Genomic DNA, 23,765 nt, shown 5'->3' on the forward strand with positions numbered 1-23,765 from the left:
TCAGTGACAACCCTAAAAGCTACGCAGGTTCCCAGGCAAAACCCTGAAGTAGCAGTTGATGAAGACTCAGGATCATATGATTAGAGAGGATAGAAGGATCTACCTCTTTTGTAAACTGACGTCGTTATTTAATCCCTTTCCATTAGGAAAAATCTACGTCTTTAGTTCGGTACTTCAAGCCTTCACATCAAATACGGAGGGTAAATGGCGCGACTCTCAAGTTTTCCTGGCAAAAGTTCGGGCTAAAACCAAAGAGAAGGCTACGTAATGAGCTAAAACCCCTTTATCAACGCTTCTGTTTCCTGCTATACACTTCTAAAACAGAGGCGTAATCGGACTCCGATAGCCCAAGATATTCAGCCATCCTATACAACTGAAGAGCCAGCGCTGACATAGGGTTGATTACACCCAACTTTTGGGCCTCCCTATCAATTATCTCTAAGTCCTTTCTCATGTGCTTCGTAGCGAATTGAGTTGAGTAGTCCCTTGAAGCCATCTTCCCAGCTTTAAGTTCAGAGGTTGGGGATCTCGCGCTACTGAACTTTGCTAGAAACTCTGCGACTTGTTCAGGAGATAACCCACTGTTAACTCCCAGATTGAACGCCTCCGCCATCGATGCGACGTAGGTGCCTATGAGGAGGTTATTGACCAATTTCGCATACAGTCCCATTCCGTTCTTCCCCATATAAAGTACCGATGAGGCGGTACTCGAAAGTAATTCTTTAACACTTTGAAATCCATCTTGAGGACCCCCTACTAGAACCGTGAGTCTCTTTTGCTCCACCATTATTGACGTCCCTACTACTGGGGCGTCATACATCTTCCCACCTACCTTCATGACGTCTGAGGCAAGCGAAATGGATAATGAAGGTGAGATGGTAGACATATCTATCAGGATCTTGCCGTTCATGTTGCTCTTTATCTCATTTACAACCTCATTAACTGCCTGATCGTCGGATAACATTAGTAAAATGACGTCAGAGTCAGAGGTTAGATCCCTAGCGCTCTTAGCTACTTTGACCCCATATTGCTTTCCGAACTCATCCGCCTTCTTTGTTGTCCTGTTGTAAACTACGTGCAATTTACCTTCTTTCACTAAGTTGGTTCCTATTCTATAACCCATAACGCCTAGGCCTATTAATCCGACGCGCATACAACCTTTACTCTCTTCTGTTTAAAAGTGCTCTTATCCTTTCGTGTTTACCCTCTGCCTTAAGTAAGTCTACCGAGATGACCTGGAGGTTTAAGTCCTTTATTTTCAGCATGGCCTCCTCCAAGCTTTTCGCCTCAACTAACATGTCCTGAACGCCTTCATATATCTCATGGCCTATCTTTTCCTCAGAGTAAAAAGTGATTCTATAGACCTTGGATAGAGGCTTAGTTTGCATTATTAGTCTGAACTCGCTTTTATTTAAATTGGATACCTTTAGCAGCTTATAACCAAGTACCTCCATCTCGTCCTTTTCCATGTCTTCTATTATCAGAGGATAGGGGTCCATAATTCTAACGTCTGAAGGTTCGATAAAGGGGACTATGATCTTCTTCTCTATCTCCTTATCCAAAGAATCTCCTTGCTTAGAGTACCATGAGGAGATTGGAACCCCTCTAGAGAGCCTTGTAAAGAGATAAAGAACCCTCTTGCTTTTAGTTATAACCTCAACGGTCCTGGAATCTAAGTCATATATTAACTCCGCCTCTGGGTTATCAATCTCCGGTTCGAACCCCAGAGCAGACAATCTCTTACCTACATCTCTCCTTATTTCCGCTTTCATGCTCTCATAATAAACTAGACCGTTAGATATAGCGAAGTCCATCTCTAACTCCTGAACTCTTGAAGACAGTTTAACCCCTAGGACATACCTGAGGCGTCTCTCCCTAAGGATCGTTAGGGCTTTTGAGAAGAAGTCCTCCTTTACTTCGGACAGGACGTCATTACACAGATAGCATGGCCTACTCTGAAACTGACTTTTCAAATACTGGTCATGAAGCGATTTCCCTACGCTCTTCATGTTAAAGAGAATCTCAGATATCTCGTCTAGGTCTTTCAGTTGATGATCCTTTATTTTCCTATCCAATTCCATCATAATGGAGATCTTTATTGCCCTTCCCCTTTCATCATTACTTAATCCGCGACCCAACTTAGCGAAAGATCTACCGAGACAGGCGTCGCATAAGGGATATTTCTCTAAAAGCCGAATGGATTGGTTAACTACCCAATTGTCCGAAGAGTTTTTCGACATCCTTCTTCCTTCTCTTAAGGACTTTAAGAGTTCTCTGTATCATGTTGAAATGCTCTACTAACTCTCTTACCTCCTCTACTTCAGTTCCTGATCCAAAAGCTATCCTTCTCATCCTCTGCTTATCTATGATAGAAGGGTTATCTAACTCTTCATATGTCATAGAGTTCATTATGGATATCCATTTCTTCATTTTCTCCTCTCCGATCTTAACTTGGTCCTCCTTAATATCCCCCAACATGTTGGTTCCTGGGATCAGTTGAAGTATCTTCGAGAGGGGACCCATCTTTCTCACAGCAATTATCTGTTTGTACATATCCCTCAAAGTGAGCTTGGACTTGCCTGAAATTACATCTTTCATCTTGTTTTGAATACTCTCGTATTCCTCTGTGGCTTTCATTTTCTCTATTATCGCCTCTAGATCTCCCATCCCGAGTATCCTAGCTACGAAACGTCTAGGATTGAATACCTCAAGCTCATCTATCTTCTCTCCCAGACCAATGAACTTGATTCGAGCACCCGTTGCGGCTACCGCTGAGAGAGCCCCCCCACCTTTAGCCGTTCCGTCCATCTTAGTTATGATTATTGAACCAACGTTGCTAGCCTCATGAAACTTCTTGGCTAGATCAAAGGCTTTCTGTCCTAAAGACGCATCAATGACCAAGACAACTTCGTTAGGCTTTACCTTTTCATATATTTCCTTCATCTCATCAAGAAGTTTACTTTCCTCACCGTACCCATGCCTTCCGGCGGTATCAATAATGATAAGCTCGTACCTTTCAGACAGAAACTTAGCTACCCCCCTCTCGCTTATACCGACTGCGTCACTACTATCGGGCTCGCCATAGACTGGAACGTTAATCTGTTTCCCGATCTGACGTAACTGTTCTAAAGCGGCGGGTCTGTAGACGTCTGCCCCAACAAGGGCTACTTTATATCCTCTCCTCTTGTAAAAATAAGCAAGCTTTCCAGCAGTGGTAGTCTTCCCTGTTCCTTGGACGCCAACTAGCATTATTACCCATGGATTTGACTTAGGGTTCACTTCTGGTTCCTTATCTCCTCCAAATAGTGCTGAGAGCTCATCGTAAACCACCTTAATGAACCATTCCCTCCTCTCCAAGTTTGACGGAGGCGTCTCCTTCTTTAGCCTCTCCTTTATCTTATTAGTCAAGGAGAGAACTAGTTTAACCTGAACGTCTGAGGAAATGAGGGACTTTTGAAGCTCCTTTATGAACTCCTCTACAGCTACGTCGTATGAAGCGTTACCAGTTAAAAACTTCTTTACTGCATCTCTTATGCCGTCTAACAAATCACTTTACCCTTACAATTTTCTTTCTTCCCATCACTATCCAATACTCAACCTCTGCGTCCTTTCTAAGTTTGCTTGCTATCTCTTCTTCGCTCGGCATCTCTATATCAAAGGTTTCATAAGTATCGAGATCCATTATCTGAACCTTATCCCCTAAGTTCGATATGACTTGTCCGACGTGTTTCTCGATTATAGGAACTTCTACTGTAGAATCCACAGGAGCCATAAGAGTTTTCTTGGCACCTGTAAAGATGCTTACGGCAACTATGTTCGCCTTGGCGCTACCATGTTTTCCGGTTTTAGCTTTGGTTACTTCGACCACTCTACAAGGCTCTCCGTCTATAACAATGTAACTACCCTCTTTCATCTCACCGACTGTGGAATAGTTTATTCCCATTATGATCACTCTCACTTCATAGCTAGGCTTAAAACTCTTGCTCTGAGCTTTGGCCCTTCATCACGCTTCAGCCTAGATTCTTCTTCACAGCAGATTTATTTTGAGCTATCTCACCTAATAAGTATGCCTTGGAAAATAAAGTGTAACGAGTGTGGAACCATAGCCATGTTAAACGTTAGCTTCGACATAAGCAAACAGAAGACCATTTACTACTATTGTAAAGTGTGTAAAAAGAACACTTTTAATGATATCCTTGGATATCTAGAATTAGATGAGGAGCCCAATTCAGTTTGACCGATGAAATAACCTGTCTCGCCTGATCTCATTTGAGGAGTTTTTGAAAAACCGAGCAGGAGGCCTTAGGAAACTCACGTCAAACACTCTTCAAGTGATGTAGGTTCTTTAACACTAACGTAAACTAACTAATGAAGTCCTTAGTTTGAATTTTCTCTGGAATGTATTGGAAAGCGAGGAACTTGAGCCCTTTGCTGGCCATTGCCTCTATCTCTAGCTTGGACTTCCTTTGTAAGAAAATGTTTATCTCTTCTTCCCAGCCTTTAGTTTTAAACCAATCGTAGTTCTTTATTTCTAATGCCCTCTTTATATCAGTTTCCTTTGCCTTTATTATGAAGCTCGATCTCTCCCTCTCACTTAAGTATGGCTTTTTCCTTGGAGTTCCGAATATGTCGCCCATTGATACACCCAAGAACTTGGCATCTGGCGTAGCTAACCTCTCGCTTTCATAGGAAAGCGATATGGAGCCTATCCTGAACACGCTATATATGTACCATCCGTATGGATCAGCGTCAGTTAGGATGTAAACTGGTAGTTTCAGCTCTTCGTTAAGTCTCCTGAGGAATCTCCTTGTTGCCCTATCAGGCTGACCTGCGCTGGTTATCAGAACGCATTTATACTTCCTCCAGAACCCTGCCCTATGTAACTGTTGAAAGACAGCGTCCTTCTCAACCACGAGCACGAAGTCTGCGTTAACTTCCACGAAATCTATAAGGTCTGGTGTGGGTTCAATCGAATAGGCCCCATGGCCCATCTTACTTAAATCGATCACGTCGTTACCGCTTCTCAGCCTCATATCACCTACTACCTTCCCTTTTTCCTTACTCAGGATCAGCATCTCCTCTCTGAGCAAGGACGTGAAAACCTCAATGTCTATTATTACGCTATCCGACTCCTTCTGCTCGTCCCAAGTGTTCTCCTCATGTGTCTTCCCTTTAGGATCTCTAATCACAATTGAGTGCTTTCCCCTATAGTAAAGGTCACGTATAGTTGGATACTCATCGTTAACTAGAGCGTCGTAGATTATGCTCCCCATAAGGACTGTCTGCATGAACCTCCTTGCTTCGTTCATATCAAGGAAGCTCCTTTTCATCTTATCTTCGCCCAATAAGAGGAGCTTCCTCTTCTCGTCATAAACGGTATTAGATAAGGTCCTCTTTGGTATCTCCATTACTAAAGGTTCGCCTCTCTCTAACTGATCTACTAAGCTGAGGAATCTCTTCTTTAAGGTCTCAGCAGCTCTACCTCTAGCCTCTCTATCTACTTTGGAGACGAACTCGCTCATAACGTCTCAACCCTATAAGACTTAAATATTTCGAGATCCTTATCTTTAATCTCAAGTTTTGTAACTACTAGGTCTATCATCTTATTCTGAATCTCCTCCTTGATCTTGGTAGATAACTCTTTTTTACCATCACTCATGAATATCGATAGAGATCTAGCTAACTCCGGAATGTACTTCAGATAGGTCAGAAGTCTCTTTCTAGCCTCTTCCTCCTTCCTTTTCTCGACCATGAAGGTCTTCAGGGATCTGGAAGCTTCCATTATCCCGTTCCTTATTTCCTTCTCTATTTCCTCAACGTCTGCGATGCTCTCCTTCCCGGCACTCTTATAAGGAACTTTAGTGCTGCAGAGGTGAACTGTGACAACGAGTGGAGGCTGTTCCTCCTCTATTCCGTACCTCTTCCAGTCAACCTCCTCTACTACCTTCCAAACTACATCTGATTTCTCATCGTATATCAAAGGAATTTTATTAGCGTATCTTAATACCGTAGGCTCTTCTGAAGGTTGAATCCCCCCTCCATACGCTATACCCACTTCGACTATGAAGGGGTGACCTTGATACGCTTTCGGTTTACGAGTTACTGCACCAACGTACTCCGGGTTAAAGGTCTGCTTTAATCCAAGTTCAATCAAGTCAGCTCCAATAATGGATAATGCCTCTGGTGAAGGAGGCCTGAAGTCCGGAAAGTTCTTCATAGCGTCAACCAGCTTAGATAGCTGATCGTCAGGCAACTTCTGAACCTTCTTATCTGGATCTAATCCTGCCATCTCTATAACGTTTAGAGCAGTCTTCTCGCCTACGCTTTGGAACTCCTTAACTAGAAACTCTTTTACTGTAGTATCCTCCTTCTGCCTTGAGATCATGTTCTTTAATAACTCTATGTCTACTCCGTAAGGATGAGGCTTAACCTCCTTTGGTGGGGCAGGCATCTTATTGGTTAGTCTAGGGTAGAAGGTCATATTTCCCTCTGGGTCCTTAAAGTAAAACTCAGCGTAAGGGGTAATTATATAGGTCCTCTTAACGTACTCGTATATCCTGCTCTTAGCTCTAATCCAATCTCCTAGAAGATACATTGTCACAGTGGTCCCGTGATATCCTATCTCATTGTTAACTGAACCCCTTTCGTAAATGACGGGCTCGTTCTTGCTTATGTCAATCTTTAATTTAAAGGTATAGATCCTTTTTGAGTTCAAGGGAGCGGTAGATATCTCTATAGGTTTATCTTGATACATTTGACTGTAGAGGACTGCAGCCTTTACTCCTAGCCCATACATTCCCCTGGTTTGCCTAAGAACGTATTTTGAACTGTAAAGCACTCTACCGAATGCGTCCGGCACCACGTGAGGTGGAATTCCTATACCGTTATCTTCAACGCTAAGCCTATAGATCTCCTTCTCTTGACTTGTTCGCTCGACTATAATTTTAATTGACGGAAGTATTTGATGAATATCAGTCGCGTCTAAAGCGTTTTCAACCAATTCCCTTAAAGCCTGATACATGGCCCTGGCAGGATTTGAGAACCCAGCTAGCTCAGGATTACGTTTGAAGAACTCAGCAGGCGATATGCTAGAAAATTTCTCTTTTGATGACACTCAAATCACCATGATAGGCATATTATTATGTGATTTAGCTTATTAAGGATATGGCCAAGATGGGCAAGACTAGCGTGGCATCCGCATAGACAACCACTTGTTGAGCGCCTTCCTTAATTTTGTTCCAAGATATAGCTTCCCTTGGCCTCGCACCGCTCAAGCTTCCATCAAATTCTTGGGCCGTTGTTAAATAAATTGCATAATCTAGACCTTCCCTAAACTGATTCCACCATATAGTGTGATGTTTACTTATCCCTCCGCCTATGAGGAGGGCTCCTGCTTTCTTACTCGAGAACACTCTATCCTTAATGAGCTTCATGTCCTCAAAGAGGTTGATTCTAAAGCCGGTGAACTGAGATTGAATGAACAAGTTTGTACCGAAGCTCCCATCAACTATCCCTGGAACTATAACAGGGGTCTCAGTCTCATAGGCGGCCTTCAGTATGGAGTGAGGATCGTTTATCCTTTTACCTATCTCCCACAGCAATTGATAACCCGGCCACTCCTTCCTCTCTTTCGCCAAAGACGGGATGAACTGATTAACCACTTTCTCCACAACGCCCCCGTAATTTTCAAAGGGAATTAGAACATTACCTAGCCTGTGAATACTGATCTTCCTCAACTCTTCGTCGTTGAGTTCAAAAGATCCCTTATAATACTTCCCTCCGAAGCTCCTAGCTATGTCGTGATCTACAGTCCCACCTGTAGTAACTACCATGTTAAAGAACCCCTTCTTTATCATGTCGGCTAGAATCCCTCTAAGGCCTGTAGAAACTAGGTTTGCTGTAAACGAAACGAACCTAAGATCACATTCGGAAACTACACGTTTGAGAATCACCGATGCCCTATAAACGCTCTCCGCACTGAAACCGTAAATCTTGTTGTAAATCTCTAAGATATTGCTCTTATCTAGATCGTCTAAAGATACGTCCTGAACCTCCTCAGTCAAGAGCTCCTCCCTTTTCAACCCTTGGTCACCCCAATGGGTCTCAATCTCATAACAAGCTTAGCTATCTTCACCTCGTGAGCTACCCTAGCAACTCTATCAACGTCCTTGTACGCACCTGGAGCCTCTTCGGCTACGACTCTTCGTGTCGCAGCTCTAACTATTATTCCCTTTTCTTCTAAAGAGCCCACAACTGAGTTAGCAGGGTAATTCCTAACCGCAGCTTCCCTTGACATCCACCTTCCAGCACCGTGAGGTGCTGTGAACCAGGTTCTTCTACCCTCAGGGATCCCAGCCATAACGTAACTGGCTGTACCCATACTTCCTGGAATCAACACAACCTGGCCCACCTCCCTATGAACCGACGGTATCTCAGGGCTGCCTGGTGGAAAGGCCCTAGTTGCGCCCTTACGATGAACTAGAAGCTTTTTCCTTTTTCTTTCTACTTCATACTCTTCTATTTTAGCTATGTTATGGGCCACGTCATAGATTATATGAAGGTCTAGCTTTTCTGGGTCTGACTTGAAAACCTTACCAAAGCTCTCCCTAACCCAGTTAGTTATTAATTGCCTGTTGCTCCAAGCAAAGTTGGCCCCAGCTACCATAGCTCTAAAATAGTCTTGCCCCTCCCTACTGTTGAACGGGATGGCTGCTAGCTCTCTATCTGGTATGTTGATACCGTATTTCTTCATAGCCCTCTCCATGATTTGTAAATAATCACTAGCTATTTGATGTCCTAACCCTCTCGATCCAGTATGAATCATTACAGTTACCTGACCTTCCCTGGTTACACCTAACGCCTTAGCTATCCTCTCGTCGTAGATCTTGTCAACAACCTGAACTTCAAGGAAGTGATTACCCGCACCTAGCGTACCTAGCTGTGACGCACCTCTTTGTTTGGCTACTTGGCTCACTTTAGTTGGATCTGCCAACTCCCAGCTACCGTTCTGCTCTATATTGTTCATGTCGTCTTTCCAGCCGTAACCTTTGTCAATGGTCCATCTTACACCTTCTTGGAGTAGATTATCCAACTCCTGAGAGGAGAGCTTTACCTTACTCTCGCTCCCTACCCCGCTGGGGACGCTATTGTAGATCTCCTCTATCAGGTCTACTAGCTTAGGCTTGACCTCATGATAGTCCAAGTTTGTTCTTAGCAATCTAACCCCACAATTTATGTCGTAACCTATACCTCCTGGGCTGACAACTCCTTCCTCATCTATGGAGGTAGCAGCTATCCCTCCAATTGGGAAACCGTAACCTTGATGTCCATCAGGCAATACGTAAACTGACTCTTGCACCCCTGGCAAACAGGCCACGTTTGATGCTTGTTTAAGCGTCATATCTTGTTTCATCTTCTCGATAAGTACGTCGTCTGCAAATACAGTAGCTGGGACCTTCATACATCCGTTCTTCTCTATTCTCCACTCAAAAGAATCCACACGTTTGAGAGAAGTATCCATCACAGGTTCAAATAATGTTCAACGTTTATTAACTAATAAAACTGTTCTAACTCCCATGATGAGTGTGGCGGACCCTGAGCAATGATGATTAAATCTACGCTGACTATATCTTCTTCTCCGCCTTCTTAGCTCTCTGTTTCAAGATATCCTCGCGTTTAGAATAGATCTCCCTTAAGGGTGAGGATACGCAATCTTCTGGAACAGAATATATTAACTCTCTCAAAAACGTGTAAGCGCAAGCTTTGCTGTGAAATTCCAGCTTCCTACCTGAGACGTTCATAATAATACCCTGACCTTCTGGGAATCGCCTTCCGCAAATTATACACTCGTGATGTTCTGACATATCAGAAGAGGATAGATTTTATATTTTTAAAAATAACTGTAGTTGATGCTATCTCGGTACGCCATATCATGGTGAACTAAATGAATGAACGGCTAGGAAAAAAGATACTGAGTCTAATGAGGGAACGAAACTGGGATAAGATGACTAGAATCCAAGAAACGTCTGTTGAGCCCATCTTAAATGGGAGCAACACGCTTATAATTGCCCCTACTGGGTTTGGGAAGACTGAGGCTGCATTGCTACCGATCCTTAGCCTAATGAGTGAGGGCGAGCAGAAACCTGTATCTATGATTTATATAACCCCCCTTAAGGCGTTAATAAACGATATAACGATCAGGATAGACTGGTGGGCATCAAAGTTAGGGTTCGTAGTGAGTAGAAAACATGGAGAGGTGCCACAAAAAGAAAAGAACATGAGATTAAAGAAGGCTCCACACATCTTAGTTACAACGCCAGAGGGATTAGAGATTGACATGGACTGGGCTTCAAAATTCAGAGAGAACTACAAGAACGTTAAATGGATAATTGTTGATGAGATACACGAACTGGTTGGTTCCAAGAGAGGTGCACAACTTTCAATTTTACTTGAGAGATTAAAGGATTTCTCAGCTAGAGATTTCCAAAGGATCGGTCTATCCGCAACGATCAACGACGAGGAGTACGTAGCTGAAATGCTCTTCGGTTCGTCTAAGAGGCCTAGAGTTATAGTTAAGAGTGAGACCGGGAAAGAGTTTAGACTTAAGATAAGAAAAATTAAAGGAAACGACGTTTGGGAGGAGTCTGCTAAAGCTATTAGGGAGTCGCTAGAGCCTCCTACGTTAGTCTTCACCAACTCTAGATTCCTTACAGAAAGGCTTCACGAGGAGTTAGAAAAGTTGGGAGAGAAGGGTATCTTCGTTCATCATTCCTCCATATCTAGAGACTCTAAGAGCAGCGCTGAGGAGAACCTCAGAAGCGGGAAAGCTGGAGCTGTACTATGTACTAAAACCCTTGAACTCGGGATAGACGTAGGAAAGGTAAAGAAAATAATAATGTATAGGCCTCCTCCCTCAGTCGCATCTTTCCTTCAAAGGTTAGGGAGGAGCGGTCATTGTGTATCTGGCGTACCGTATGGAGAGATCATATGCGTTCAGAGCTTTGATTGCCTTGAAGCCTTGGCAATATATAATCTCTCCAAGAAAGGTAAACTGGAACCCCCAAGGAGGGTAAGGCCATTAGATGTTGTAGCTAGAGAAATACTTGGTATGTTGCTTCAATATTCTTCCGTTAATATAGAGAAAATCTACTCAATAATAACCTCTTCTTATATTTATAGAAACTTGAAATGGGAGGATTTCCTAGAACTATTACGATATTTGGAGAAGAACAACATGGTTGTAATTGAAGGCAATGAGGCTAAACTAGGTAAATCCTTCTTTAAGATATGGACGTTTAATAGGAATAATAACTTCGCTTGGGCCAAAAGTTTCTCTGAGTTCTTTTCCCTTATTAGTAACGATGATACCTTCACTTTGAAAAGTGGAGATAGGATCATAGGCGAAATTGATGCTATATATGTATACAAACACATAAGACCTGGAGATCTGATTAGAATAAGCGGTAGGTTATGGAAGGTTTCTAGGATACATAACGGCATAATGAGCATAGAACTTACCCCAGCGGAACGCGGAGAGGGAGAGATTCCCATCTGGAAAGGTGAGGGAGTCCCTAAGTCCGATCTGATACCAAAGGAAATAGAGAACGTTTTAACGCTAGGAGAGAAGGCCATCGAGAGTGACATTCTAGATGAAGAGTCCAAGAGAGAACTACTAGACATAATATCTAAAAGTAAAACAACGTTAGGTCCCTCTAAGGCCATATACGTTACGAAAACGGATAAGGAGACCGTTTACACAACATTAATCGATGAGAGAGTGGCCAACACGTTACTTCATATGCTTATGTACTTAACCAGTTCTAAATACACGCTTAACGTTTATGGTAGGGCCTCAATTTACGGCTTCTCAATAAACGTAACGGATAGAGATCTCCTCAAGGAGCTAGTGGATATGAGAGTTGAGAAAATAAAGAAGATCCTCTTGAAGTCGATCCTTAGATCACCTCTCTTTATGTCCGTTGAAAAGGAGATCCAGGCGAGTTTTGGGAAAATAGGGAAAGTAAATCCAAATAACGATAAGATAATAGTTAAGGAGAGTCTTAGGCAGACAATAAGACGATACTTTAACCTGAAAGGTACACTATCTCTCTTAAGAAGGATAAAGAAAGGTGAGATTCAAATAATTAGATTGGATAGGCCAAACCCTTTGACAGAAGCTATACTTTCACAAGCTCCCGTTAGGCCATGGATATCTGGGATAAACGTTTTACTTTACGATACGTTAAAAGGTGGTGCGTACACCGTTCAAGAGATATCAGAGATGATATCTGTACCTCCTAGGAGCCTTGAAGTTAAGCTAAAACAGATGAGAAAAAATGACTCCAAGTACAGGGTCGCAAGTTTCGTCGACGTTGACAGTAAAGAGACCAGATGGTGCACTATAGACGAACTAAAGGAGTTGGTTAACTCGGATGAATTCTATACGTCTTTTACACCTCTTAACGGTGACGAAACGCTTATAGCGGAGATGAAGTCCGTCGATGGGTCTAGCAACACTGAGATGATATTTAAACCTAGTCAAATAGCTGAAAGCCCTGAGGATTTTGCTAAAAGGATACCTTTAGAAGAGATAGGGGAGCTGAAGGTTATAGATCCGGTTGATCCAATGATCTGCAACATGTCACCAAGATATTACTTCGTGAGGAGAGATATAGTCCCCTATCTGCTGCTCAACGCATCAGCATACATTCAAAATCTCAAATACACATAACCTGGTGATGATGAAAGCCCGAAATATGAACTGTGATACTGGCCCGTGTTACTGATCATGAATTGGAAGATAAAGCCAGGTCACTCGACCTAGGAATCCTTGTTGGTTTATCCGTCAGTGAAGCTAAACTATAACTAATTCGAGACACTTCCTTTACTTAAAGAGACAAAGATCAATAGATTTATTTATCAACCTAAGTTCATGAGTGTAGTGAAAACCTCATGGAAAGATCTACACAGGTTGTTGTTAGTAGAAACAAATCCATTGATGAGCAGGTTTTAGACGTCATATCGTCCTTCAATCAAGGAATCAAGGACGTGGAGCTTAAAGGATATGGAAGGGAAATTGACAGGACGGTGGACATTTACAACATCATTAAGGAGAAGTTAGGGGACGCAGTTTCCCTAGTTGACGTGACTATAGGCAGTGAGTTTAAAGACAAGAGGAGAATCTCATATCTCTTGTTCAGATTGAGGAAGAGCTTCTAAAGATCTCAAGTTGTCGAAGACGGTCAGCAAGATTGACGTAGGTTCAGCTTTGCCTGTAACTATTGAATCCATCTTCGCTAGAAGGTCAGCTGTAACCTTCTCTGATATCAAGTCCTCAAACTTTGAAAGAAATGCGTACGCGTTGATACCTTTCTTTGTTGCTATCAGAACCGATCTCTTCTTACTCTCTACTACGTAACCGTGCCTAAGAAGAGATTGGACTGTCTTAGCGTAAGTGCTTGGTCTCCCTATGTTCTTCTCCTTCATCTCTTTTATTACGTCAGCATAAGTTAACAATTTCACGTCTGATCCTCTAGAGAGATTAATCTCTGGGTTTATTTCACCAATAGGGATATCATACGTCCTGTACTTATAGAGCCTGGAAAAGCCACCCTCCATTTCAGTGAGCAGATCCGCCTCCCAACTCCTATCTTTCATCCTCATAGCGAATCTCTTGAAAACACCCTTAGCTTCCTTCATTTGGCTGGCCATAAATCTCCTAAAGATCATATCATAAATTGCAAAGTGGGACCATGTGAACTTTACACTCATCAGCATGGGGTTCTCTCCTATTTCCTTCTTTAGAGATTCCAGATCAAGAGGTCTAGTAGGCCTTATAGCCTCATGAGCTCCCTCTGGGCCCCAGCTTCTAGGCTGTAAATCTTGTGTAAAATTCATCTTCTCTAAGTACTCCTTCGCTACTTCTATACCTTTCCCAGAGACGTGATGACTATCAGTCCTGTGGTACGTTATTAACCCGCTCTCAAACAGGTCCTGAGCTATTCTCATCACTCTCTCTGCAGGAACCTTGAACCATCTATAGGCCTCGATGAGAAGGTCATCAGTGGAGAAGGGAGGCGGTGGTTGTAACGTTTCAACTCTCTCTCCAACAACCTCGACTTGTACCGGGCCATCAGGAATAGCCGGCTTCGTCTTATGATACTCCCTATATACGTAGTTTCCTACCTTTATGTAAAGCAACCAGCCTATCCTCTCCTTATACTCCCTAGTCTTATTGACTATCCAACCTAGCACTGGACCTTGTACTCTACCCGCACCGTGATTTCCCTCGTTAAACTTAGACTTGAGAAGTTTGCTTAACTCAAATCCTATCCATCTGTCCTCGACCCTTCTCACTATTTGACTGTATACCGTGTTGATATCGATCGAGGTTCCTGTTCTTAGAGCCTCTACAATTCCAGACCTAGTGACCTCATGATACTTTATTCTCCTGACTTTAGGATTATATGGAGAAACGCTAACTGAAATGTCAAACGCTATCTTCTCTCCCTCAGTATCTGGATCTGTCGCAATGAATACCTCATCCACTTCCATGGCTAACTTCCTCATGGCGTTAACTATAGATAGAGAAGAGTTTATGAGACTGGAACCGCAATAGGGGCAAACGTCGATCTCCTTACTCACAACTCTCTTGCAGCTCACGCATCTATAAATGTGAGAATATAGAGGAGTTATTACGTCGTTTTTTACATCAACCCCAAAGTAGCCTTTGTCCTCAAGGGTTATATCGGTCATGTGTCCCTTCGTTGCCATAACGTCTAGGATATAAACCTTATTCCCGTCCACAATCACCGTTTCATATACGTTAACTCCGCCAATAGTTCTCCGTGAGGGAAAACCAAATAACCTTGAAATTGTCTTGGCCTTAGTGGGAGATTCCACTATCATAAGCCCTGTACTTATATCTATCTTGTTACCACCCTCTCTTCTGGTTCTTTCAATTTCTTTAGTTATGGAATCAACGTTAAGAGACTCGAATTGAACGGGATTGAAACCCTGAATTATGAAGTTCATCTTTTTCTTAAGCAAATCGAAGAGGATTTGATCATCCACCAATATTACGCTCAATCCCTGTGTTAGACCTCCGTTGAGCAACCTGCTGCTCCTTCCTGATCCCTGAAGATATGTAATAACGTCAGGATACTCTATGAACACGTCCTTCCCTCTTCTGGAGATCAGAAAGGTCTCTCCTCTTACTATGCCGTTCACGCTCTTCAGGAACTCTTGAACTTCACTGATCTTATCTTCCAACTTCTTCTGAACCTCGCCGAGCTTACCTGGAAGTACTTGCCCCTTTATAATTGAGATCTTAATTGCCTGAGCTTCGGCAGGAGATAACGAGAGTATTTCGTCCTCCGGGACGTTCACGCCGAAGAGTCTAGCTATCTTCATAAGGGTGAATGGGTTCCTTATAGCCTCCTCTGCCCTAGCCCTGGATTTAGGAACGCCGTAAAACAGTACGTATCTTAGCCTCTTCGGCTCGTCTATGCCTCTAACTGCAACTCCGTAGTATGAGGCAGATCCTATCAAGATGTCAGTTTTACCTTCAGAAAAGTTCTGAAGGAATTTCCTTCCGCTTATCGCCAGTTCCACATTAAAGTTATTCGAAGTTAGCTTGTCTTTTATTTCTCTCATCTTTTCTTTTCCATATTCTCTTGAGACCAATATCAGACCTCCAGGTCCTAGCCTTTGAACTACTTCCTCAATGCTTGAACAGGAAAACGAATCTACTATATTCCTAGCGTACGTTTGAGTGTTGGATAAGTCGAAGCCTGAAATGTACCTTAGTGCCTTTTGTTTTATACCTTTAGGTCTTAGGGTGGCACTAGCAACCACTAGTTGGGCAATAGCTCCTGTGAAGCCTTGAATTTTCCTTTCTAATTTAGTTATTTTCTCTAATATCTCATCTTTATCCTCTTTAAGATATAAGGATCTTCTTAACCTCACTAACCTCATAGCGTCTTCGTATATGTCTTTAGGTATTCCCATGAGCTCAACTAGCTTATCCGTAGTCTTTCCACTCTTTATTATCGCATCAGCGTCATCCACCGCTATGAATGTCGGTCTGTAATCCTTTATCGACTCATATTTCTTGTTAACGTAGCTCACTGTCAAAACTGAAATGCCGTCCCTATCTACGTAACCACATGAAACGCTAGAGATCGATCCTATCTTTGAGCATATCTGCTCTTGAAGAGACTTAGTTGGAACTATGTAAAGAACCCCTTTGGATAGATATGAGGAGTAAGCCACGAGGGTGGTAGTTTTACCCATTCCAGTCGGGGCCGATAGAGAAAAGTTTTCCCTCTCTCCTAGTCTTTTCAACCAGAGCTTTTGTAAAGACCAGGGCTCTTTACCTACTACCTGGTTAAAGTAATTTATGACTTCATCGTACATCTCTGCTGTATAATAGAGCTCCCAATACTTAGCTAGTTTGTTGTTGTTAACTAGTAGGTTGTAAACGGCCTTAATTTTCTCACTTTGCGGTAGATCTCTAAATGGCTCCTCATCTCCTGCCAAACAGTTTGTGCAAGGTAGGCCTGCCAATGCCCTGTAATCCTCAAGAGGTCCTTGACAGTTAGGACAGGAGCTATGAAACACTGAAGTTATCATTAATTCAAGAGCTTGGTAAGGGGAGTAGTTTATAAGATAAGAATCAAGATGTTACTCTTATCGCGTCCCACTAGGGTTCCACTTCACGTTCGAAACTCCTCTAAGTAATTTATTTAACCCAATACTGTCCTCAGATTAACTTTTTAAACTTACGATATGGTTATGAAGCGCACACAGGTGAATAAAATGAGCGGAACATCTCCTACTCCAAGTAACGTAGTCCTTGTAGGTAAAAAGCCAGTAATGAACTACGTCCTAGCTGCCTTAACTCTACTAAACCAGGGCGTTCCGGAGATAATCATCAAAGCTAGAGGAAGAGCTATTAGCAAAGCTGTGGACACTGTAGAGATAGTGAGAAACAGATTCCTTCCAGACAAGATAGAGATCAGATCAATAGGAGTTGGCAGCCAAGTAGTGACAAGCCAGGACGGAAGACAATCTAGGGTATCTACAATAGAGATAAGTATAAAGAAAAAGGCATAAACGGTTAAATAGCGCTTTTTTAAACCGTTAGTAATTCTACGGAAAAGCTTTTGAAAGTTCCGGATGACAGAACAAACATACATTTAATACAGTTTGGAGCTAAGAGATTTTAGATAACTATGAATCAGCCAACCCATAAAGTTGAGTTTGAAGCTAAGGCCAAGATCGGTGAAGTGATGGGTAACTTGGCCTCTATTCAGCTTAAGCCAGAAGATTTGTCTAGCCCCATAGCATTTCAAATGGCCATTTCAAGAATCTACTCAGAACTTATGGACATGATGAACAGAGGTCCCTCCAAACATTACGTCGCGGAGGTTAGATTTAACGATTCGATGGGAAACCCGGTGGCCATAGGGGTGGATTTTGGGGATAAGATACCTCCACTATCAAAACAAGAAGTGAAGGTAAAAGTTATCCTTGAGTTCTATGACGAAGACTAGCTCTCCTACTTAGATAAGTAAAGGAAATGACACTTAGATACTCTTCTATAGGTGTTAGGATCATTTTCCCATCTCTCTCAGTTAATATGCCAACGCGTTTCATGAATCTCAAGCTCGACTTAATTATCTTTTTGGAAAAATAAGGATAAAGAAGAGAATATGCATCAGTGTAGGTGAAACAATCAGATTCAAATTTCTTCCATAAGAGAAAATAAATTACTATGTCTCTCTTTTTTAACCATCTCATCAAGTTCTGTTCTTAAGGTTTACGTTTTTAAGAATGTCAGTATTCGATTTAACGCGTTAGCCATTGAAACTAGAATCGTGAGGTAAGAGCTTATAGGAGTCTATAAGGCTATTGGGTTCGAAAATGAGGTTGGGCTCAAAGCCTGGTTTATCATCACCGTCAGCCCTTACAAGTTATTTCATGGCCTTTAAACAAGTGGTATGTCGTGGTATTAACGCTATTTCAGAAGACTTAAAAGGATAATCTATAATCGTGATAAAAATGCCATATGTATTAGAGGGTAAGATATGTAAACCAAACGAGATAACGTCAATAGAGGAGGGCGATGTTATAGTTGTTAGACCTTTCACAACTCTGATAGACGGAGTTAATCAGGTTGCTCCTCCCCTTTCAATTATATCAAAAACATGCAAACATGAGATTAGAACACCTCTCTGGGTTGACGGGGTAAAAGTGGGAAATAACGTTAGAGTGGTTGAGGGAGATCTGGAAGTTTGGGGAGAGTTGGAGATAAAAAGTTATGAATTTCTTCCAGGGTATACCGCGAGGGAGCTGTTAGGGAGGTCATCGTTTAAGGTTTCCTCAAAAGAGTTAGGCATACCTATAGTCACCGTGGATGGGAAACAGCTCATATCAACTCTCAACAGGGAAATCTTAGTTACTGATAAGAGAGAACTATTATTGGCTCTAGCTCATTCACTCAACTACTTCTTATCGTCAAAAGAATAGATTAGACTGTCAAAGGGTGTGGAACGTCTTACCTTAGATTGGTACTCTTCAGATGTACCTTTAGCTATAAGCTCGTATAGTACGGCGACTTTGCCCCCAGAGTTGTTCCTAAGTAGCCTCCCTAACCTTTGAACGTATTGCCTCCTTGAAGACGTGCCGGCGACTAATATCCCCACGCTAGCGTCCGGTATGTCTAGCCCCTCATCTCCCACAGTTGTAAGTACAAGAACTCCACTCTTCTGATTTTTGAACTCGTCTAACGTTAAATCCCTCTCTTTCTTGCTCATTTGCCCCGTTAATAATTTAGCACCTGTCAACCTGGCTATTTCATTAGCGTGTTCAACGTATTGAGTGAAGATAATTATCTTCTTGTCCCTTTCCCTTTCAACTATCTCCTTTATCTTAACTAACTTCCCTTTCGTTAAACCCTTTATCATGTTCATAGCGTTGTATACTCTTACAGCTTCTAGCGCTTTTCTGTCACCTTCTCTAGCTCTTCTTAAAACTTCAAGTACTCTCTTACCTTCGGAGAGCGATCTGAACTTCTTAGCCAGGGTATTATACTGCTCTGCCTCTTCCTCGGTCAAGGGTATCTTAACCCTAATCACCTTGAACCTAGCTAGATATCCTTCAACAACTAACTCCTCCACGCCCTTTTGATAGACTAACCCACCCATTAGTCTAAATAGCTCTACGTGCTTTCCATCTGTCCTATAAGGAGTAGCTGATAACCCCATCCTAAATGGAGCTAAGCAAGATAATGCTATCTCCCTGAACCTCTCGGCTGGAAGATGATGTGCCTCATCTATTATCAACAACTTAAACATAGATAATTTATCAATGTGTTTTATAGCCGTCTGATACGTTGTAATTGTAATCGGCTCTATATCTTTTCTTCTGCTATAATATAACCCAATTTTAGGTTGATTCGAGGTGTATTTAGCAATACTTTCCTCCCACTGTTTTAGTTGCTCATTAGTGAAAGAAACTATCAAAGCCGGACCTCCTGTCTCAACTATCCCGGCAATCCCAACTAGCGTCTTACCTGCGCCGGTAGGTAAAGCGATAACACCTCTAAACCCGTTCTCCTTCCATGCTTCGAGAGCTTCGAGTTGATACTGACGAAGATTAACTTTCAATTTCATAGAAAATCGAACATCGGGCAAAACTAGTTTTTGGACTCTCAATCCCTCATTTTCTAATATTTTCCTTAATATATGATAATAATAAGGCCTAGTTCTGTAAATCTTTAGATCTGGATCGTACTGCAGCTTAATTCTATACTTAGCTAATATGTCGGATAAGCGCCTATTAGCCCTCACTATAAGTTTCCCCTTTTCTATCTCAAACGTCACGTTTGGAGCAGATAACTCGTTTTCTAGATAACTTAGAACGTCTTGGTCTAGCTTAACGTTTAGCTCCTTTAGAGTTGAAAGGATTTCATTTAATTCCACACCGTTAGCTCTAGCCCTATCTTCGTCTAACATCAGCTTAGCCCCTCGCTCATCCTCTCCTAGATACCTAGAGAAGGTAATTAACTTGTTAAGCGTTTCATCGCTGAAGGGCTTCACGTAGAAAATCTTCGAGGGCACCAGAAATCACTTCCACGAACATTACCTTTCTATTTTCACTTATTACGCTATTTAGTTTCTTTATGTCGTCTATATTATAAATATAATATTGCTCCCCGTCAGACCTAATGAAGACACCTAGTAAAGGGAGGGAGAGCTCACCTCTGGTCATTATCATTACGTTTAATATTTCCTCTTCTGGACTCAACCTTAGAATCAAACCCATCCCGTTATCTAATGTAAGCCCTAAGAACTCCGCTCCTAAGTATAGAGCTTCAGATATGCCAAGATTTAAGGCTTCCCTTATTCCTTCAGCATTTACGGTCATCTCATTGGGTTTCATTATACTTAATTTTGTATCATGGAATAATATTTTCTATGCAGCGGAAGTACTTCTTAATAATGAGCACGCTTCCTGATATGGAACATGGTAAGGAAATAGCTAAAGCTCTAGTGGAGGAGAGATTGGCCGCTTGTGTGAACCTCATACCTAACTTAACATCCGTATACAGATGGGAAGGGAAGGTAGAAGAAGCAAATGAGGTGCTAGCACTAATAAAGACAGATGATGAGAACTTGGATAGAGCTATTTCTAGATTAAGAGAACTTCATCCCTATAAGGTGCCAGAGATATTGGCGTTGGCAATAGACAATGGTTTTAAGCCATATTTGGAGTGGATTAGTGGGAGTGTATCCAAGTGAAGGTACAAGTAGATGAGGAGTTGATAAGGAAGCTCGAGAGATTAGCTTTAATCTCTTTAAATGAAGAGGAAAGAAAGGAATTTCTCAAAGACTTAAACAAGATCCTTGAATTCTTCAACAAAATTGATGAGCTAAACCTTGAGGGTGTAGAACCTATGTTTCATCCGATCTCTTCAGGGAAGCTTAGGGACGATAAGGTAGACCCTCCATTACCAAGGGATGACGCTTTACTTAACGCTAGGAAGAAAAAGGACGGTTATATAATAGGGCCGAGCACATTAGGTGGTTCCACTTGATAGGCGATTTAGTAAACAGTTTAAAGAGCGGGGACCTGGACCCTAACGAGTACGTTGCTAAGACGTTCGAGAGGATAAGAAAACACGAGGGAAAAATCAAGGCCTTTATAACAATTAGAGATGAGCAAAATATACTTAACGAAGTCAAACAGTCCATAAAGGTTAATGGGAGACTTTCAGGAGTCCTGATAGCCATTAAGGATAACATTTCCACAAAGGGAATCAGGACCACTTGTGCTTCGAGGACACTTGACAACTACGTCCCACCCTATGATGCGACTGTGATATCTAAGCTGAAGAGTGAGGGCGCCGTAATAATAGGTAAGACTAATATGGACGAGTTTGCGATGGGATCTACTACAGAGACTAGTTATTACGGTCCCACCAGGAACCCGTGGGACGTCACTAGAACACCTGGTGGTTCGTCCGGTGGGAGCGCTAGCGCTTTAGCCGCCGGTTACGTTGAGTTAGCCCTTGGATCAGATACGGGAGGTTCCATCAGAACCCCTGCATCGTTCACCTCAACCTACGGTTTGAAACCGTCTTATGGAACCGTTAGTAGATATGGCCTGGTAGCTTATGCAAACAGTCTTGAACAAATAGGTCCTATGGCTAAGAACTCCTCAGATTTAGCTCTATTATTTTCAGTCATAGCTGGCAACGATAATAAGGACGCGACAACAATAAACTTTAACTCCCCTTATCCTGTCTCCGAAGTTTCCATAAAGGGTCTTAAGGTGGGAGTTCTCCTAGATGTAATGAATAACTCCGATCCTGAGGTCAGGTCTATAGTGAGGGACTTCCTGAACAAGATGGCCTCAGAAGGCGCGGTAATAGGTGAAACGGAACTAGGTATGGTAGATTACGTACTGCCCACGTATTACATCATAGCAATGTCAGAAGCTAGTTCAAATTTGTCTAGATATGACGGAGTTAGATACGGTTACTCTACAGACGCCGAGGGTAACTGGAAAGAGGTATTTAGTAAAAATAGAGGGGAAGGGTTCGGGAGAGAAGTGAAAAGAAGGATCCTACTAGGTTCTTTCATATTGAGCGCAGGATATTACGAACAGTTCTACATCAGAGCTCTGAAAACAAGAAGACTTATTCGAGATTCTATCGAAAGGCTGTTTGGTAAATATGATGTGTTGGTCAGTCCAACGTCGCCTGTTCTCCCTCCAAAGATAGGTGAGGTAATAGACGATCCGGTTAAGATGTACGCAATGGATATTGCCACAGTCACTTCCAATTTAGCCGCGATACCTAGCTTATCGTTACCTGCAGGTTTCTATAACGGCCTACCTGTTGGCGTACAGTTTATGGGAAGATACCTATCCGATACCCTGTTAATGGGGATATCCTTGTTTATGGAAAACGTCACCAAACTTAAGGACCTCTCAGCGTTTTAATTTTTCGTTCTAACGAGGTTACAAGTATGTGGACGGTTTCGTTAGAGCCGTTATCTAAGTCTTTAAGGGAAGTTAAAAGTCCTATCACTCAATTTAATCCCTAAAGTATCAAATAAATCTCATAGCTAAGCGTTATAAACTTAGCCGAGTAAACTCTTTAGGTAATCATTACATGGCGGTTAAAGGAAGCTTTAGGATAGATACTTTATCTAAAATTCGTGACGAGATGAGTAAGCAGCGATACCATCTCATAGGAGGGCATAGCGCATATAAGAAATGCCATTGGACCCACGAGGCTCTAACTAGTGGAAGGTATTGCTATAAAGGTAAGTTTTACGGAATTGAGAGCCACAGATGCGTTCAAATGACTCCAGTGAGCATGTGGTGCTGGTTCAGATGTATACATTGCTGGAGATTGGAGCCAGAGGATGTAGGTCTAGAGTGGGACGAGACTAAAATGCCTTATATGGATGACCCGGAGTATATAGTAGAAAGGTCGATAGAGGAGCACAAGAGATCCGTCTCTGGTTATTTAGGAAGGACCGGAGTGAGCAAGGACAAAGCCTTAGAGGCAATGAAACCGTCTCACGTTGCGATAAGCCTAACGGGCGAGCCAACGTTGTATGAAAGACTTGGTGAACTAATAAGGGAATATCATAAACGCGGAATAACCACTTTTCTGGTCACTAGCGGTGTGAGACCTGATGTGCTAGCTTCGCTTGAGGAGGAACCAACTCAACTTTTCGTCTCATTACAAGCTCCTGATGAACAGAAACATAAGCTTATCAATAGACCAGTAGTGGGAAATTCATGGAACCTGGTCATGAAGACGTTAGAGATATTGCCTAGCTTTAGTTCACCGACTGTAATAAGAATGACGATGATGAAGGACGTAAACATGAGCGAAGAGGACGCCAAAGAGTTCTCCAGACTCATGACGATTGCCATGCCAACATACATTGAAGTTAAAGCTTACATGCACGTTGGTCCCTCCACTTATAGGCTAACCAAAGATGCTATGCCTAGGCACGCTGAGATCAGACTTTTCTCTCAAAAATTGGCCGAACTAACTGGTTACAAAATAATTTCTGAACATGCCCCAAGCAGAATTGTATTATTAAGTAGATTAGATAGACCGATGCAGATAGGTAAAGCTTGGACAGACAAATGGGATTGGAAAACTCAGGATACTCAGGACGACATTAACGGAGAATATAAGGAAGCTGAAACCGGTTGCACTGAAGAAGGGCAATAAA

At 42.3% G+C, this 23,765-nt stretch carries 22 protein-coding genes; 10 read left to right on the forward strand and 12 right to left on the reverse strand.

Annotation, left to right across the window (positions count from 1 at the left end; translation table 11 throughout):
- Positions 1–286: 286 nt before the first annotated feature.
- From MCUP_RS02400 to MCUP_RS02415, 4 genes are read right to left on the reverse strand one after another with little or no spacing between them, the layout of a single operon-like run.
- Complete coding sequence (locus MCUP_RS02400) at positions 287–1,153, reverse strand: NAD(P)-dependent oxidoreductase (RefSeq protein ID WP_013737074.1); 867 nt, start codon at positions 1,151–1,153, stop codon at positions 287–289.
- A gap of 7 nt (positions 1,154–1,160) precedes the next feature.
- Positions 1,161–2,240: a pseudouridylate synthase gene (locus MCUP_RS02405; RefSeq protein WP_048057396.1), complete on the reverse strand. Its 1,080-nt coding sequence runs from the start codon at positions 2,238–2,240 to the stop codon at positions 1,161–1,163.
- Positions 2,206–3,546, reverse strand: coding sequence for a signal recognition particle protein Srp54 (locus tag MCUP_RS02410; protein WP_013737076.1), 1,341 nt, complete (start codon positions 3,544–3,546; stop codon positions 2,206–2,208). The genes MCUP_RS02405 and MCUP_RS02410 overlap by 35 nt, the downstream gene beginning before the upstream one ends.
- A 1-nt stretch (position 3,547) precedes the next feature.
- On the reverse strand, positions 3,548–3,943 hold the full coding sequence (locus tag MCUP_RS02415; RefSeq protein ID WP_013737077.1) for a translation initiation factor IF-5A: 396 nt from the start codon (positions 3,941–3,943) through the stop codon (positions 3,548–3,550).
- A 123-nt stretch (positions 3,944–4,066) separates the two neighbouring features.
- Between MCUP_RS02415 and MCUP_RS10060 the strand changes: the two genes are divergently transcribed.
- A complete protein-coding gene (locus tag MCUP_RS10060; RefSeq protein ID WP_013737078.1) occupies positions 4,067–4,237 on the forward strand; it encodes a hypothetical protein in 171 nt (56 codons plus the stop codon).
- 124 nt (positions 4,238–4,361) lie between these two features.
- Here MCUP_RS10060 and MCUP_RS02420 read toward each other — a convergent pair whose 3' ends face one another.
- The 5 genes from MCUP_RS02420 to MCUP_RS02440 all read right to left on the reverse strand — a co-directional run bounded on the left by MCUP_RS02420 (position 4,362) and on the right by MCUP_RS02440 (position 9,863).
- A complete protein-coding gene (locus MCUP_RS02420; RefSeq protein ID WP_013737079.1) occupies positions 4,362–5,522 on the reverse strand; it encodes a DNA topoisomerase IV subunit A in 1,161 nt (386 codons plus the stop codon).
- Complete coding sequence (locus MCUP_RS02425; protein ID WP_013737080.1) at positions 5,519–7,114, reverse strand: DNA topoisomerase VI subunit B; 1,596 nt, start codon at positions 7,112–7,114, stop codon at positions 5,519–5,521. Before MCUP_RS02425 ends, MCUP_RS02420 begins: the two co-directional genes overlap by 4 nt.
- A 34-nt stretch (positions 7,115–7,148) precedes the next feature.
- A complete protein-coding gene (locus MCUP_RS02430) occupies positions 7,149–8,081 on the reverse strand; it encodes a deoxyhypusine synthase (RefSeq protein ID WP_013737081.1) in 933 nt (310 codons plus the stop codon).
- Positions 8,078–9,520, reverse strand: coding sequence for an RtcB family protein (locus MCUP_RS02435; protein WP_048057397.1), 1,443 nt, complete (start codon positions 9,518–9,520; stop codon positions 8,078–8,080). Before MCUP_RS02435 ends, MCUP_RS02430 begins: the two co-directional genes overlap by 4 nt.
- Positions 9,521–9,623: 103 nt before the next feature.
- Positions 9,624–9,863, reverse strand: a complete 240-nt coding sequence (locus MCUP_RS02440) for a hypothetical protein (protein WP_048057398.1) — start codon at positions 9,861–9,863, stop codon at positions 9,624–9,626.
- A gap of 80 nt (positions 9,864–9,943) precedes the next feature.
- Here MCUP_RS02440 and MCUP_RS02445 point away from each other — a divergent pair, with 80 nt between their 5' ends.
- The gene (locus MCUP_RS02445) at positions 9,944–12,730 is read left to right on the forward strand and encodes a DEAD/DEAH box helicase (protein ID WP_013737084.1); all 2,787 of its coding nucleotides are present in this window, start codon (positions 9,944–9,946) and stop codon (positions 12,728–12,730) included.
- A gap of 221 nt (positions 12,731–12,951) precedes the next feature.
- Positions 12,952–13,218 (forward strand): ribonuclease P subunit p25 family protein, encoded by a 267-nt coding sequence (locus MCUP_RS02450; RefSeq protein ID WP_013737085.1) that lies wholly within the window; start codon positions 12,952–12,954, stop codon positions 13,216–13,218.
- Here MCUP_RS02450 and rgy read toward each other — a convergent pair.
- The gene (rgy, locus tag MCUP_RS02455; RefSeq protein ID WP_013737086.1) at positions 13,183–16,632 is read right to left on the reverse strand and encodes a reverse gyrase; all 3,450 of its coding nucleotides are present in this window, start codon (positions 16,630–16,632) and stop codon (positions 13,183–13,185) included. The genes MCUP_RS02450 and rgy overlap by 36 nt on opposite strands.
- A gap of 186 nt (positions 16,633–16,818) precedes the next feature.
- Here rgy and albA point away from each other — a divergent pair, with 186 nt between their 5' ends.
- The 3 genes from albA to MCUP_RS02470 all read left to right on the forward strand — a co-directional run bounded on the left by albA (position 16,819) and on the right by MCUP_RS02470 (position 18,531).
- Entirely contained in the window at positions 16,819–17,115 is a 297-nt protein-coding gene (albA, locus tag MCUP_RS02460; RefSeq protein ID WP_013737087.1) for a DNA-binding protein Alba, read from the forward strand.
- A gap of 119 nt (positions 17,116–17,234) precedes the next feature.
- Complete coding sequence (locus MCUP_RS02465) at positions 17,235–17,555, forward strand: hypothetical protein (protein WP_013737088.1); 321 nt, start codon at positions 17,235–17,237, stop codon at positions 17,553–17,555.
- Positions 17,556–18,063: 508 nt separating this feature from the next.
- Positions 18,064–18,531 (forward strand): hypothetical protein, encoded by a 468-nt coding sequence (locus tag MCUP_RS02470; RefSeq protein ID WP_013737089.1) that lies wholly within the window; start codon positions 18,064–18,066, stop codon positions 18,529–18,531.
- Here the strand turns inward: MCUP_RS02470 and MCUP_RS02475 are convergent.
- Together MCUP_RS02475 and MCUP_RS02480 are read right to left on the reverse strand one after the other, a co-directional pair.
- Positions 18,507–20,123: a DEAD/DEAH box helicase gene (locus tag MCUP_RS02475; RefSeq protein ID WP_013737090.1), complete on the reverse strand. Its 1,617-nt coding sequence runs from the start codon at positions 20,121–20,123 to the stop codon at positions 18,507–18,509. The two genes, MCUP_RS02470 and MCUP_RS02475, sit on opposite strands and share 25 nt — an antisense overlap.
- Positions 20,083–20,445 carry a hypothetical protein gene (locus tag MCUP_RS02480; protein WP_048057399.1) on the reverse strand — a complete coding sequence of 121 codons (363 nt, stop codon included), beginning with the start codon at positions 20,443–20,445 and terminating at the stop codon, positions 20,083–20,085. The genes MCUP_RS02475 and MCUP_RS02480 overlap by 41 nt, the downstream gene beginning before the upstream one ends.
- 35 nt (positions 20,446–20,480) lie before the next feature.
- Here MCUP_RS02480 and cutA point away from each other — a divergent pair, with 35 nt between their 5' ends.
- From cutA to twy1, 4 genes are all read left to right on the forward strand, one after another.
- Positions 20,481–20,804, forward strand: a complete 324-nt coding sequence (gene cutA / locus MCUP_RS02485; protein WP_013737092.1) for a divalent-cation tolerance protein CutA — start codon at positions 20,481–20,483, stop codon at positions 20,802–20,804.
- Complete coding sequence (gatC, locus tag MCUP_RS02490) at positions 20,801–21,100, forward strand: Asp-tRNA(Asn) amidotransferase subunit GatC (RefSeq protein WP_013737093.1); 300 nt, start codon at positions 20,801–20,803, stop codon at positions 21,098–21,100. The genes cutA and gatC overlap by 4 nt, the downstream gene beginning before the upstream one ends.
- The gene (gatA, locus tag MCUP_RS02495; protein WP_013737094.1) at positions 21,097–22,509 is read left to right on the forward strand and encodes an Asp-tRNA(Asn)/Glu-tRNA(Gln) amidotransferase subunit GatA; all 1,413 of its coding nucleotides are present in this window, start codon (positions 21,097–21,099) and stop codon (positions 22,507–22,509) included. Before gatC ends, gatA begins: the two co-directional genes overlap by 4 nt.
- A gap of 172 nt (positions 22,510–22,681) precedes the next feature.
- On the forward strand, positions 22,682–23,764 hold the full coding sequence (twy1, locus tag MCUP_RS02500; RefSeq protein WP_048057400.1) for a 4-demethylwyosine synthase TYW1: 1,083 nt from the start codon (positions 22,682–22,684) through the stop codon (positions 23,762–23,764).
- Position 23,765 lies beyond the last annotated feature (1 nt).

It is taken from the genome of Metallosphaera cuprina Ar-4, assembly GCF_000204925.1.
In the GTDB taxonomy this organism is placed as follows: domain Archaea; phylum Thermoproteota; class Thermoprotei_A; order Sulfolobales; family Sulfolobaceae; genus Metallosphaera; species Metallosphaera cuprina.

Excerpts from the sequence above, each read along its gene's own strand:
- MCUP_RS02400 (WP_013737074.1), bottom strand. The coding sequence starts at position 1,153 with ATGCGCGTCGGATTAATAGGCCTAGGCGTTATGGGTTATAGAATAGGA.
- MCUP_RS02405 (WP_048057396.1), bottom strand. The coding sequence starts at position 2,240 with ATGTCGAAAAACTCTTCGGACAATTGGGTAGTTAACCAATCCATTCGG.
- MCUP_RS02415 (WP_013737077.1), bottom strand. The coding sequence starts at position 3,943 with ATGGGAATAAACTATTCCACAGTCGGTGAGATGAAAGAGGGTAGTTAC.
- MCUP_RS10060 (WP_013737078.1), top strand. The coding sequence starts at position 4,067 with ATGCCTTGGAAAATAAAGTGTAACGAGTGTGGAACCATAGCCATGTTA.
- MCUP_RS02420 (WP_013737079.1), bottom strand. The coding sequence starts at position 5,522 with ATGAGCGAGTTCGTCTCCAAAGTAGATAGAGAGGCTAGAGGTAGAGCT.
- MCUP_RS02435 (WP_048057397.1), bottom strand. The coding sequence starts at position 9,520 with ATGGATACTTCTCTCAAACGTGTGGATTCTTTTGAGTGGAGAATAGAG.
- MCUP_RS02440 (WP_048057398.1), bottom strand. The coding sequence starts at position 9,863 with ATGTCAGAACATCACGAGTGTATAATTTGCGGAAGGCGATTCCCAGAA.
- MCUP_RS02445 (WP_013737084.1), top strand. The coding sequence starts at position 9,944 with ATGAATGAACGGCTAGGAAAAAAGATACTGAGTCTAATGAGGGAACGA.
- MCUP_RS02450 (WP_013737085.1), top strand. The coding sequence starts at position 12,952 with ATGGAAAGATCTACACAGGTTGTTGTTAGTAGAAACAAATCCATTGAT.
- rgy (WP_013737086.1), bottom strand. The coding sequence starts at position 16,632 with ATGATAACTTCAGTGTTTCATAGCTCCTGTCCTAACTGTCAAGGACCT.
- albA (WP_013737087.1), top strand. The coding sequence starts at position 16,819 with ATGAGCGGAACATCTCCTACTCCAAGTAACGTAGTCCTTGTAGGTAAA.
- MCUP_RS02465 (WP_013737088.1), top strand. The coding sequence starts at position 17,235 with ATGAATCAGCCAACCCATAAAGTTGAGTTTGAAGCTAAGGCCAAGATC.
- MCUP_RS02470 (WP_013737089.1), top strand. The coding sequence starts at position 18,064 with ATGCCATATGTATTAGAGGGTAAGATATGTAAACCAAACGAGATAACG.
- MCUP_RS02480 (WP_048057399.1), bottom strand. The coding sequence starts at position 20,445 with ATGAAACCCAATGAGATGACCGTAAATGCTGAAGGAATAAGGGAAGCC.
- cutA (WP_013737092.1), top strand. The coding sequence starts at position 20,481 with ATGCAGCGGAAGTACTTCTTAATAATGAGCACGCTTCCTGATATGGAA.
- twy1 (WP_048057400.1), top strand. The coding sequence starts at position 22,682 with ATGGCGGTTAAAGGAAGCTTTAGGATAGATACTTTATCTAAAATTCGT.